This window comes from Micromonospora sp. WMMD1120 (assembly GCF_029626235.1).
GTDB lineage: Bacteria > Actinomycetota > Actinomycetes > Mycobacteriales > Micromonosporaceae > Micromonospora.
Genome location: NZ_JARUBO010000005.1, coordinates 6,466,739 through 6,479,345 on the forward strand (window position 1 = coordinate 6,466,739; position 12,607 = coordinate 6,479,345).

Consider the following 12,607-nt stretch of genomic DNA (forward strand, 5'->3'; position numbering starts at 1 on the left):
GGCGGCCGACGCGGCGTAACCGGAGTCCTCCAGCGCGTTCCACGCCTCCTGGAGGAACAGCCGGTGCTGCGGGTCGGAGACCTCGGCGTCCCGGCCGGACATGCTGAAGAACAGCGCGTCGAACCGCTCGATGTCGTCGAGGAAGCCGCCCTGCCGGCAGTAGGTGGTGTCGGTCCGGGAGCGGTCCGGGTCGTGGAACCGCTCGACGTCCCACCTGTTCACCGGCACGTCCCGGAAGAGGGTGCGCCCGTGCACGAGGTTGTCCCAGTACTCTTCCGCGTCGGCGCTGCCCGGGAACGTGCACGACAGGCCGATGACGGCCACGTCCCGGTCGGCCGGCTCGACGACGGCCCCGGACGGCGTCGGGGCGGGACGGTGGACGGGCGCCGGGTCGGGCGGCGTCTGCCCGACGGGTCGGGAAGCCGCCGTGGGATGGGTCCGCAGGACGTGCGCGGCGAGGTCGCCGACGGTGATGTGCGCGTAGAGGTCCGGCGTACGCAGGCCGGTGCCGAGCGCGTCGTTGATCCGGTTGACCAGTTCCGCGGCGATCAGCGAGTCCACACCGTACTCGGCGAACGGTGTGTCGTCGGCGAGGTGGGCGGCGTCGGTCTCCAGCGCCAGGGCGAGGCAGGCGCGGATCTGCTCGCGTACCCCGGTCCCGGGTTCGGTGGTCGCGACCGGCGCGGCGGTCGCGACCACCCGGACCGGCGGGGCCGTCGTTTCCGCGGGCGCGGCCGGCTCGGCGCCGGCCACGGCGGCGGGCTGCTGTGCGATGACGACGTTCTGACCGACGCCCCGGCCCGGCCGTGGCGGCGGGCCGAGGACCAGCACGTCGGTCAGGCCGGCGTCGCGCAGCACGTCCCGCCAGCCGTCCACGGGGACCACCGGGGAGTACGGCAGCCGGAGGTCGGCGTCCTCGTAGCGCCACCAGCCGTCGAGCTGTCCGACGATCATGGCGATGACGTCGACGGTGGTGGACAGCTCGTTGAGCACCAACCAGCCACCGGGCCGCAGCAGCCGGCACAGGTTCGCGACGGTACGCCGCACGTCCGAGGTGGCGTGCAGCACGTTGGTGGCGACCACCACGTCGATCCCGCCGGCCGGATACCCCTGGGTGGTGACGTCGCGGTCGACGTCCAGGGTGCCGAACTCGGCGTACGGGGTGGCCGCCCCGAACTCGTGCGCCCCGAACTTCGCCATGGCCAGCGACACGTCGGTGTAGTGGTACCGCAGCCGCGCGGCGTGCCGACCGACCGCCGCGAAGACCCGACGGCTGGTGCCTCCGGTGCCGGCGCCCACCTCGACGATCTCGACCCGTTCGCCCGGGGCGAGCCGGGTCGCGCGATGCTCCAGGTAACTGTCGACGGCCCAGGCGACGGTGTCGTTGCACAGGTCGGCCATGGTGTGCCCCTGGTACAACGGCTGGATGAGCGCGAAGGAGGAGCCCGGGAAGAGCACGTCGGTCGCCGGGATCTCGTCGCGGAGCACCCTGGCGTACGCGTCGAAACAGACGCCGAGCAGCCGGGTGAAGGGTTCCGCCTCGCGGTAGGCCGCGTCCAGCCGGGCGCGTTCGGCGGCGAGTTCGGCGGCGGTCGGCACCGGCCGGACCAGCGCGACGGTGTCACCGGTCAGCTCGACGGTCCCGGACCGGTTCAGCATGTCGAGCAGCGCGTCCCATTGCCGGCGGTGCCGGGCGGCGACACCGAGCCGGGCCACCGCCGCCTCGACCGGGACGCCCGGTCCACCGGCGTCCAGCGCCCCGTTGTCGACGAGCATCCGCGCGATGCTGTCGTGCGCCCACCGGCGCAGCTCGTCGTGCGCGCGCTCGTGCAGGTCGCGCTCGGCCGCTCCGAGCCGGGGCGCCTTCTCCGGTGGGAGCAGCCGGGACGGCGCGTCCGGGGCGGTCGCCCGGCCCGCGTCGGTACGGGCCGGCGGCGTCGACCCGGTGGCGGGCGCGCCGATCCAGTGGCTCTCCTCGGCGAACGGGTAGGTGGGCAGCGGCACCCGGTGCCGCCGCTGGCCCTCCCACAGCCGGTCCCAGGGGACCTCGCCGCCGCTGACGTACTCGGCGGCGAGTGCCCGCAGCCCGTCGGTGCCGGGCCCGGCGTCGGTCGCGACGACCCGGCCCGCCGGGTCGCCATCGCGCACGGCCGCGCGCAACGCCGCCCGCAGGTCGTCGGGGTCCCGGGCGAGGACCGCGAGCCGGTGCGCGAAGTGCGCGCGACCGGTCTGCAGGGTGTACGCGACGTCCGCCAACGGGTGCCGGTCACCGTCGCGCTCCGCCCAGCCGAGCAGGTCCGCCACCCGTCGGGCGAGGTCGGCCGGACGCCGCCCGGAGATCGGCACCAACACCCCGGCCGGGTCGTCGGCGCTCCGCGCGACCGGTGACCGCCGGGGCGGCTCCTCGATCACGACGTGGGCGTTGGTGCCGCCGAATCCGAACGAGTTCACGCCGGCCCGCAGCGGCGTCCCGGGCGGGGCCGGCCACGGCAGGGGGCGCGCGGTGAGCCGGAACGGTGTGCCCGGGAGGTCGGTGTCACCGTCCGGGTCACCGGTGATCGTGGGTGGGATCTCCCGGTGCCGCATGGCCAGCAGCACCTTCGCCACCGCCGCCACGCCGGCCGCCGCGATGGCGTGACCGATGTTGCCCTTGTGGGTGCCGATCACCAGGTCGCCGGCCGCGCCGAACGCGTTCGCGAGCGCCCGCAGCTCCACCGAGTCCCCGAGCCGGATGCCGGCGCCCTGCACCTCGAGGTACTGGACGGTGTCCATCGGTACGCCGCAGTCGCGGTAGAGACCGCGCACCAGCTCGGTGGCGGCCGGGGTCGCCGGGGTCGTGATGCTGTGGGTGCGGCCGTTGTGCCCGACGGCGGTGCCCCGGATGACGCCGTACACGTGGTCGCCGTCGCGCAGTGCCGCGTCGAGTGGCTTGAGCAACAGCGCGCCCGCGCCCTCGCCGATCACCATGCCGTCCGCGGCGGCGTGGAAGCTGCGTACCCGGCCCGAGGGGGAGAGCATCTCCGCCTTCGAGGCGAGGACGAGGAACCGCGGCGACGGTGCCACGAAGACGCCGCCGGCCAGCGCCATCTCCGATTCGCCGCGCTGGATGCTGGCGCAGGCCAGGTGCAGCGCCACCAGCGACGAGGAGCACGCGGTGTCGACGGCGAGGTTGGGGCCGACCAGGCCGAGCAGGTGGGAGACCCGGCCGGCGAGGATCGACACGTCGGTGCCGAGGAAGACCTGCGAGCCGACGTCCTCCGCCGCCGCCACCTGCTCCTGGTAGTCGGAGGCGCGCACGCCCACGAACACGCCGACCCGACGCCCGGTCAGCTGCTGCGGCGCGTAGCCGGCGTCCTCGAACGCGTGGTACGCCTCTTGGAGGAAGATGCGCTGCTGCGGATCCATCCGCCGGGCCTCGCGGGGCGAGAGGCGGAAGAAGCCGGCGTCGAAGGCGTCGATCCGGTCGAGGTGCCCGGCCCACCTGCTGACCGCCCGGCCGCTCGCCGCCGGGTCGGGGTCGTAGTAGTCCGCCGGCCAGCCGGGCCGGTCCAGCTCCCGGATCCGGCTCGTGCCGGCGCGCAGCGCCTGCCACAACCGCTCCGGCGTCGGCAGGTCGGCGAACCGCGCGGAGAGCCCCACCACGGCGATGTCGCCGCCCGCCGTCGACAGCCCGGCCACCGGCGCGGGCGCGCCGACCTGCGCGGGAGCGGTCGGCGGCGCGGGCTCGCTGACCTGCGCGGGAGCGGTCGGCGGCGGTGGCGCGTCCGGCGGCGTGGGCGGGTTCGGTGTGGTGGCGGCCGCGCCAACGGGCTCCGCCGGCCCGGTGGCTTCGGTCACCAGGGCGGCCAACTCGGCCGGGGTGTCCACGTCGAACACCACCTCGACACCCAACCGCACGTCCAACCGCTCGTTGAGCGCCTCGACCAACTCGATCGCCGCCGACGAGTCCAACCCCTGCTCGACCAGACCACCCTCCGGGTCCAACCGGTCCACCGGCCGACCCAACAGGCGCCCCATCTCGGCCAGGACCGCGGCGAGCGGCCTGCCCGCGTCCGGCACGGCCGGCTCCGCCGGCCCGACGGCCTCGGCCACCAGGGCGGCCAACTCGGCCGGGGTGTCCACGTCGAACACCACCTCGACACCCAACCGCACGTCCAACCGCTCGTTGAGCGCCTCGACCAACTCGATCGCCGCCGACGAGTCCAACCCCTGCTCGACCAGACCACCCTCCGGGTCCAACCGGTCCACCGGCCGATCCAACAGGCGCCCCATCTCGGTGAGCACGGCGTCCATCGGCGTGTGCCCGTGCGGCATACCCTCGCTCCTCAACGTGTGGCGTCGGCGGGGCGTGCCTTGCGCCCCGCCGCGGCGTAGAGCTGGCGGATGATCGCGTGGTCGTCGCGGCGGAGCATGGCGCGCCAACCCACCGTCAGGCGGGCGAGCGTGCGGCTGTCCAGGTAGCCGTCACGGACGAGTTGCACGGGGATGCCGGAGCCCTCCGAACGCAGGAAGGCGGCGGTGCCCTCGACCTGGCTGTGCGCGCTGATCACGTCGAAGCGGACGTCGGTGAACCCGGCGGCACGCAGCAGCGCGGGCAGCTCCCGACCGATGGTGGGGTTGCCCCCCTCGTCGCTGCGGGACCGGCAGTAGGCCCGGTACAGGTCGTCCAGCTCGGGGATGTGCGGGTGCGTCATCACGTGCATCGCGAAGTCGTTGTCGACGATGACGGCGATCCCGTCCGGCCGCAGGATCCGGAGCACCTCACGAAGGGCGGCCCCGGGGTCGGCGAGGTGTTCGAGCACCAGCCGCGAGACGACGAAGTCGACCGACTCGTCGGCGAGACCGGTCTTCTCGATCGAGCCCTCCAGCAGCTCGACGGCCGGGCCACCGTCGTCCAGCAGGTCGCGGGCCCGCTCCAACAGCAGCGGTTCGATGTCCACCCCGGTCAGCGCGAGATCCGGTTCCGCCGCGCGCAGCGCCTTGAGCAGGAAGCCGGGACCGCAGCCGAGGTCGGCGACGGCCATCCCGGCGCGCAGCCCGAAACGCCGGTACACGCCCATCTCGGCGGCGGCGAACAGGTCGACCTGGGCGCCGAGTCGGCTGATCTCGGTGGTGACGCTCCGGGCGATCCGCCGCACGTCGTACGAGCTGTCGTTGCGCATTCGCCGTCCCCCTCTGGTGGCGTCCGGTGCGGCGGATCAGAGCCCGCCGAGGAACTCGTCGATCCGCTCGGCGGCGCGTCGCCAGCCGGTGTCGAGCATGACCATGTGGCCGCTGTCGGGAATCAGGACCGCGTCGGTGCGGTACGCCTGCGCCGTCTGGTGGGCCAGGTGCGGTGGGAACAGCCAGTCGTGTTCGCCACCCAGCACGAGCACCGGGGCGCGCAGCTCGGCCGGCACCCGGGCGAACCGGCGGGACAGCTCCTTGCCGGCCCGGGACGACTCCTTCTGCACCCGCCGGACGTAGTCGCGGCGCTGCTGGTCGGTGCGGTCGCCGTGGAAGAAGGCGGAGAACGGGAACGAGTCGACAGCCGAGTCGTCGGCGCGCAGCCGCCCCTGGTGCAGCCGCCACAGCTGCCACATCACCGACCAGCCACCGGCGCGCAGCCAGCCCATGCCGACGCCGGCGCCGATGCCGGTCGGCGGTGGCGCGGACATGAGCACCGCGCCGCGTACCGCGCCGGCCCGCTCGGTGAGGACACGCTGGGTGATGGCGGCGCCCATCGAGTGCCCGACCAGCACCGGCGGCTCCGGCAGGTCGGACAGCACCGACAGCACGTCGTCGGTGAAGTCACGCAGGCCGAAGGAGTTCAGTTTCTCGAACCCGGCGCTGCCCGCGTGCCCGCGCAGGCTCGGTGCGACGCAGTGGTATCCCCGCGCGGAGAAGTACGGGAGGAAGTACTCCTCCCAGCACCACGCGCCGTGGTAGCCGCCGTGCACGAAGAGCAGGGTGCCGCGCCGCGGGGCCTGCGGTTCGGCGGTGATGACCTCCAACTCGGCCCGTACCCCGGTCATGATCGGCTCCCCTCGGCGGCGGCCAGCACCAGGTCCCCGGCCACCGTGGCCCGGCCGGCGCCCGGCCCGTAGGCGGTCAGTCGGTCGGTGAGCAGCGCGCTGGTCGCGGCGAGCAGGCGCAGCCCGATCTCGTCGGCGTGCCGGTGTCGCCAGTCCGCCACCTCGGTGCCCTGCACCCAGGAGTTGAACGCGCCGAGCGCCGGGCCGCAGTGCACCTGGTAGTCCACCCGGCCGGCGGGGTCGCCGCGCAGCGCCAGCTCGGAGGTGTACGCGAAGTACCACTTGAACACGGCGAGCATCCGCTGCTTCGGGGTCAGCCGCTCGCCGGCCGGCCAGTCCCCGCCCTTGTACTGCCGGACCAGGTCGAACACGTCGTCGAAGCTGCGTTTGAAGTACCGTTGCTCGATCTGCTGGCGGGTCTTCGCGTCGATCGACTCCAGGCTGTCGTGCTGCTGGTAGAGCTGGTAGAGCTTGTTCGCGCGGGCCGGGAAGAAGACGCCGCGCCGCAGCACCTGGACCCGCGCCCCGATCTCGAACATGTCCCCCGCCGGGGCGTAGGCGGTGTCCTGCACACCCATCTGTTGCAGCAGGTCCTTCACCGGCTCGCTGGTGCCGGCCTCGACGGTGCACTGGTTGATCGAGCCGGTCACCAGGTAGTCCGCGCCGAGGATCAGGGCGGCGGCAGCCGCCTCCGGGGTGCCGATGCCACCGGCGGCGCCGATACGTACCCGCTGCTGGTAGCCGTGTTCGGCGGCCAGGTCGTCGCGCAGCCGGCGCAGCGCGGGCATCAGGGTGTACGCGACCCCGCCGTCGGTGTGGCCGGCCGAGTCCGCCTCCACGGTGAGGTCGTCGGCCATCGGCACCTCGGCGGCCAGCCGCGCCTGATCGTCGGTGATCCGGCCGTCGGCGACCAGGCGTCGCAGGAGCTGTTCCGGCGGCGGGGCGAGGAACGCGCGGGCCACCTCGGGTCGCGAGACCTTCGCCATCAGGCGGTGCTCCGCCACCACCCGGCCCTGCGCGTCGCGCCGCAGCCCGAGGCAGCGGTAGCGCACCAGGGCCATCGAGACGTCCATGAAGGCGGACGCCTCCAGGAGCCGGACACCGTGCCGCAGGTAGCGGTCGACCTGCTCGTCCTCCCCGGCCGGATCGCCCGGGTCGTGCAGGAGGTTGACCCCGAACACCTGCCCGGGACCGAGCGCTCGGCGCACCTCGGCGATGGCGTCGTCGATCTGCCGCGGCCGGAGCCCGCCGGTGCCCAGGAAACCGAGCATCCCCGCGCGCGCCATCCGGATCACCAGGGCGGGCGAGGCGATCCCCCGGTACATCGAGCCGCTGACGTACGCGTACCGCAGGCCGTAGTGGCGGCGGAACTCGGCGTCGCCGAGCCAGGCCGCCGCCTCCAGGTCGGCCGGGCGGCCGTCCGCCACGGGCAGACGGGTGGCGACCGGCGTGGGCGGGGCGGCGACCGGCGTGGGCGCCGGCCGGTCGCCGGCCGACGGGGCGACGTCGCGGCGGATGGCGCGCACCAGGCCGGTCAGCACCTTGCCGGGGCCGACCTGCTCGATGTCGGTCACGCCGAGGTCGAGCAGGTGACGCACCGTCTCGGTCCAGCGCACCGGCGCGGTGATCTGGCGCGCCAGCAGGTCGGCGATCTGCCCGGCCGGGTAGGGCCGGGCGGTGACGTTCGCGATCACCGGAATGCGCGGCGGCGACATCGGCACCGTCGACAGCGTCTCGGCGAAGGACTCGGCGGCGTCGCGCATGTAGCGGGAGTGGAACGCCCCGCTGACGTTGAGCACCGTGTAGCCGCGCGCCCCGGCCGCCTTGAGGACCGGCGCGGCGCGCTCGATGTCGGCGCGCAGCCCGGAGAGCACGACCTGGGTGGGGGTGTTGAGGTTGGCCAGGTCGACGCCGTCCAGCCCGGCGGCGGCCAACGCCGCGGCGACCTCGTCGGCCGGCAGGCCGAGGACCGCTGCCATCCCGCCACCCCGGGCCATCCCCATCAGCTCGCCGCGCCGGGCGACGAGCCGCAGCCCGGCTCCGAAGTCGAAGACGCCGGCGGCGAAGAGGGCGTTGTACTCCCCCACGCTGTGCCCGGCCACGTAGTCCGGAGCGCGTCCGGTGCTGGTCAACTTGTGCAGGTGGCAGAGCGCGTTGACGACGTACAGGGCGGGTTGGGTGAACCGGGTCTGGCCCAGCCGGCCGTGCGGGTCGGCGGCGCACAGCTCGGCGACCGAGTAGCCGAGGATGCGGTCCGCCTCGGCGGTCAGCTCCGCGAACTCCTCGAAGAGGCCGGCACCCATCCCGACGGACTGTGATCCCTGGCCGGGAAAGACGTAGGCGATCACTGCCAGCTCCTCTCGGTCGTACTGTGGGCGGCCGGTACGCGGACAGCGGCACGCGGTGGCAGGGTCCGGGAGATGTCGTCGAGCAGCGCGGCGGCCAGCGAGTCGGGCACGTCGGGGGTGGAAACCGTGCTGCGTGCGGGCAGGCACAGCGCGAGCACCCAGTCGTCGACCACGAGGAGCAGCGCCTTCAGGGAGACGACGTGGCGGTAGTCCAGCCGCCACCACTCCCCCTCGGTACGCCAGGTCGCCACCTCGAGCAGGCTCAGGTCCACGCTCAGGCCGACCCGTAGGAACTTCGCCAATGCTTCCTTGGCGGTCCAGACCGCTGTGGCGGCGGTCAGCGCGGCCAACCCCAGGCCCGCGGTGATCGTCCGCTCGCCCGCCGTCAGCGTCGACTGGAGGATTCCGGCCCGCGCCGGGTCGACCCGCTCCAGGTCGACGCCGACCGGGTGGGCGACGTCGAACGCCACCGCCGCGCCGAGGTGGTGACTGTGCGCGAGGCTCACCGCGAGGCCACCGGTGCCGGGTCCACCGAGGACAGGTTGGTGCAGGGCGCCCGGCTCGACCCAGATCGCCGTCGGGTCCGCCGCGTCGCGGAGGTGGGTGACGGCCGCCTTGACGGCCCGCCGGCCGGCGAGGTAGTCGGCCCGTCGGCGCTCGTGGCGCATCCGCAGCAGCCGCTGCCGTTCCCGGGGGTGCAGCACCGCCGATCCGGTGCTCAACGTCGGGCATCCGCTCACGCTCAACGCGGCACGATAGACATTCTCCGCGTCGATCAAGGACATGGAATGCGCAGTGGACAACTCAAGCATTGAACATCCTCGCCGCATTGGAAGGCCGCCCCACCCGTCGCACGGTGCCGATGCCGACGCGATCTGCCGGCAACTCTAGAAGCATTGATTGACGAACGACAACCCCTCAAACGACATTCGCCCACACGATTACCGAATCGCAAGGTTCTTCGTCCCGGAGAAACCGTGTGGAAACAAGCCATACATCAAGTTCTGATAGCCGATCGCGCAACAATTCAAAGAATTCGAAGCATCGTTGACGTCAATTCTTGAATGGCGGGAGAATGCGCTGCCGGAAACTGCGGCGGCGAGGCCGGTGCGCCCGCGCCGCGCCGGTCCCTGTCACCGACCCGCGGGTGGGAGCACGATGAGACGTTGGACTGCGCCAGCTGTCGTCGCGGTGGTGACGAGCCTGGCCACACTGATCAGCACGGCCCCGGTGGCCGCGAAACCGGTGGCCGCGACGCCCTCCGGCTCCGTCGTCCGCCACGGCGTGACGCAGCCGGTCTTCTCGTACGCCGACGCGATACGGGAGACGGTCTACATCGAGTCCGGCGTCGACGGGGACCGCGACGGCCGTCCGGACCGGATCGCCGCCGACGTCATCCGGCCCCGCGCCACCGGGCTCGGCCTCAAGGTTCCGGTGATATTCGAATCCAGCCCCTACTACGCCTGCTGCGGTCGGGGTAACGAGAATGAGAAGAAGCAGGCTGCCGCCGACGGTGACCCGTCCTTCTTCCCGCTGTACTACGACAACTACTTCGTGCCACGCGGATACGCGGTGGTTCTCGCCGACCTGTCCGGAACGCGCGCCTCGGAGGGCTGCGTCGATCTGGGCGGCCCGAACGAGATCCAGGGCGCCAAGGCCGTCGTGGACTGGCTGAACGGACGCGCGCGGGCGTACCGCGGCGATGGCCGGCCGGCCGCCGCCACCTGGAGCACCGGCCGGGTCGGCATGATCGGCAAGTCCTGGGACGCCGCCACCGTGAACGGCGTGGCCACCACCGGCGTGGCGGGGCTCCGCACGATCGTCCCGATCGGCGGCCCGGTGAGCTGGTACGACTACCACCGCGACGGCGGCCTGCCGATCCAGCCGCCCTGGCCACGCCCGGCGCAGATGTTCGATCAGGTCAACGGGCGTCCAGCCGAGGTGTGCGCGGAATCCCGGGCCATGTTGGACACCGCACCGGACGACGCCACCGGCAACTACAACAGCTTCTGGGCGGCACGCGACTACGTCCGCGACGCCGACCGGGTACGGGCGAGCGTCCTGCTGGTGCACGGGCTGAACGACTGGAACGTCGACCCCGAGCACGTCGGCGCGTGGTGGGACGCGCTCGGCCGCAACGGCGTCCCGCGCAAGCTCTGGCTGTCCCAGGTCGGCCACGCGGAGCCGTTCGACTTCCGCCGGGACCAGTGGATGAGCACCCTGCACCGCTGGTTCGACTTCTGGCTCCACGGCATCCCGAACCGGATCATGAGCGAGCCCATCGTCGACATCGAGCACGCCCCGGGCCGGTGGACCCGGCACCGTAGTTGGCCGGACCGGCGGGCCACACCGGTCCCGGTTCGGCTCGGCGCGGGCGCGCCGGACGCTCCCGGTGTCCTGACCAGCGGCCCGGTCGACGCCGCCACCCGTACCTTCACCGACGATCCCGCGCAACGCGAGGCGGCGATGGTGGAGAACGAGCAGACCGTGACGCCCGGCCGGCTGGTCTTCCTCTCTCCCGTGCTCTCCCGGCCCGTTCGGATCTCCGGCACGTCGTACGCACGGCTCACCGCTCGGGTGAACGACACCGACACCAACCTCGCCGTCAAGCTCGTCGACTACGGAACCGCCACCCGGGTGGTCACCGGCCTGGTCTTCGACAACGGAGTGCCGGCCTGGTCGGAGGGGTTGGTCACGCTGGACACCGAGAGTTGCTGGGGGGCGAGCACCCCGGCCGACGACCCGTGCTACCGGGAGACCGCCGAACGCACCGCGGAGACGCCCTACGACATCGTGACCAGGGGCTGGCTCGACGCCAAGAACCGGGACTCCCTGCTCGCCGAGACCCCGCTGACGCCCGGGGAGACCGACACCTTCACAGTGCCGCTCCAGGTCGACGACCACATCTTCCCGGCGGGCCACCGGATCGGCGTGGTGGTGGCCGGCAGCGACCCGTTCTGGACCCGCCCCGACACCAACCGCGCCCAGGTCGAGCTGGACCTTGCGGCCAGCGAGATCCACCTACCCGTGGTGGGTGGCGTCGCCAGCCTCGGCTTCTAGACGCCCCGCCGGGCCGGTGCCGCTCGTCACCGGCCCGGCGGACGCGTAACGGTGGTGGTAGCCGGCGAGGGCGACCGCCAACGAGATCGACCAGAGCGGGAAGAGGACCCAGCCCAGACCACCGGCCCCCCAGTACGCGGGGTCGTAGACCGGCTCCCCCCACAACTGGAACGTGTCGAGCTGGCCCGGCAGCCGCACGCCCAGCTGCCCGAGCAGCAGCCCGCGGCCGAACGCGAAGATGGCGACGACCGCCGACCCGCCGAGCAGCAACGGAAACCACAGCGGTACGACCCGGCCCCGCAACACCGGCATCCACCGGGGGAACACCCTGCCCCACCGGCACAGCAGCCCACAGGTCAGCACGACACCGCCGATCGCGAAGGCCGCGAGCGTCGGCTCGATGTAGACATTCTCCGGCTGGTTACGCAGCAGGGACGCGACGAACGGCTGCGGCGCCCCGAGCGCCCACCCCCGGGACCAGGCCAGCCGGATCACCGCGTAGGGCAGTGGGCAGACCATCGCGACGTAGGTGGCGATCCGGCCGACGCGAACCCAGGCCGCCCGGCGACCCGGCGCGGGCCGTCCCTTTCCGCCGGTGCGGCCGGCGTAGGCCGTGCTGGCCAAGAGGAACAGGGCCGCGCCCACGGCGGCGACGACCTGGAACACTGTCGGCCAGTCCGCCCGCAGCCAGCCGATCGGCAGGAAGCCCAGCGGTGGCAGCAGCACGATCATCCGGGCGTCCAGCACGACGCCCACGATCAGCGCCGCGATGCCGACGCCGGCGGCCAGCACGAGTCGGCGGGCCCACTGTCGGCGCGCCGGCCCGTCGAGCTGCCCCGCCACGACGAGCGCGACCAGCCCGAACCCGGTGATGAGCGGGCCACCCACGGGGCTCTCCAGGCCGGCCAGCAACGACGAGTAGTCCGGTCCGGTGCGGTCGTTGCGCCCGAAGGGGTAGCCGGCGCCCCCGACGGACCAGAAGACCCCCATCGCGACGAGGAACCAGGCCCACCCGCCCGCCGCGGCGGGCGCCCACCGCCGCCAGGAGCGCCACCCGCCGTACCGTGTCACCGCTGCTGTCATGACGGCAGTGTCGTCCGGCGGTGACCGGCCCGACATCTGCCGGCAGGGATGGACCGGTCCCGACGAGCCGGCCCGCCTCCGCCTGCCGGCAGACGCGCCGAC

At 73.2% G+C, this 12,607-nt stretch carries 7 protein-coding genes (1 of these 7 only partly in view); 1 reads left to right on the forward strand and 6 read right to left on the reverse strand.

The genetic code is table 11. From position 1 onward, the window contains the following. The 5 genes in view from O7634_RS29150 to O7634_RS29170 are tightly spaced (at most 36 nt apart) and all read right to left on the reverse strand, a layout consistent with a single transcriptional unit that may run on beyond the window. Positions 1 to 4,314 carry the 5' portion of an SDR family NAD(P)-dependent oxidoreductase gene (locus tag O7634_RS29150; RefSeq protein ID WP_278153337.1) on the reverse strand. Its footprint begins 9,246 nt before the window's first position, so the window shows 4,314 of its 13,560 coding nt (coding positions 1–4,314); its start codon is at positions 4,312 to 4,314; its stop codon lies off the left edge, out of view. A gap of 11 nt (positions 4,315 to 4,325) precedes the next feature. Then, positions 4,326 to 5,162 carry a methyltransferase domain-containing protein gene (locus O7634_RS29155; protein ID WP_278153338.1) on the reverse strand — a complete coding sequence of 279 codons (837 nt, stop codon included), beginning with the start codon at positions 5,160 to 5,162 and terminating at the stop codon, positions 4,326 to 4,328. Between the two features lie 36 nt (positions 5,163 to 5,198). Next, positions 5,199 to 6,014, reverse strand: a complete 816-nt coding sequence (locus O7634_RS29160; RefSeq protein WP_278153339.1) for an alpha/beta hydrolase — start codon at positions 6,012 to 6,014, stop codon at positions 5,199 to 5,201. Continuing rightward, positions 6,011 to 8,362 (reverse strand): ACP S-malonyltransferase, encoded by a 2,352-nt coding sequence (gene fabD / locus O7634_RS29165; protein ID WP_278153340.1) that lies wholly within the window; start codon positions 8,360 to 8,362, stop codon positions 6,011 to 6,013. The genes O7634_RS29160 and fabD overlap by 4 nt, the downstream gene beginning before the upstream one ends. Beyond that, positions 8,359 to 9,102 (reverse strand): 4'-phosphopantetheinyl transferase family protein, encoded by a 744-nt coding sequence (locus O7634_RS29170; protein WP_278154110.1) that lies wholly within the window; start codon positions 9,100 to 9,102, stop codon positions 8,359 to 8,361. Before O7634_RS29170 ends, fabD begins: the two co-directional genes overlap by 4 nt. Positions 9,103 to 9,520: 418 nt before the next feature. Here O7634_RS29170 and O7634_RS29175 point away from each other — a divergent pair, with 418 nt between their 5' ends. Then, a complete protein-coding gene (locus tag O7634_RS29175; RefSeq protein ID WP_278153341.1) occupies positions 9,521 to 11,422 on the forward strand; it encodes a Xaa-Pro dipeptidyl-peptidase in 1,902 nt (633 codons plus the stop codon). On the opposite strand, the gene O7634_RS29180 is transcribed toward O7634_RS29175, so the two are convergent. Beyond that, positions 11,384 to 12,505, reverse strand: a complete 1,122-nt coding sequence (locus tag O7634_RS29180) for a hypothetical protein (protein ID WP_278153342.1) — start codon at positions 12,503 to 12,505, stop codon at positions 11,384 to 11,386. The two genes, O7634_RS29175 and O7634_RS29180, sit on opposite strands and share 39 nt — an antisense overlap. Between the last annotated feature and the right edge of the window lie 102 nt (positions 12,506 to 12,607).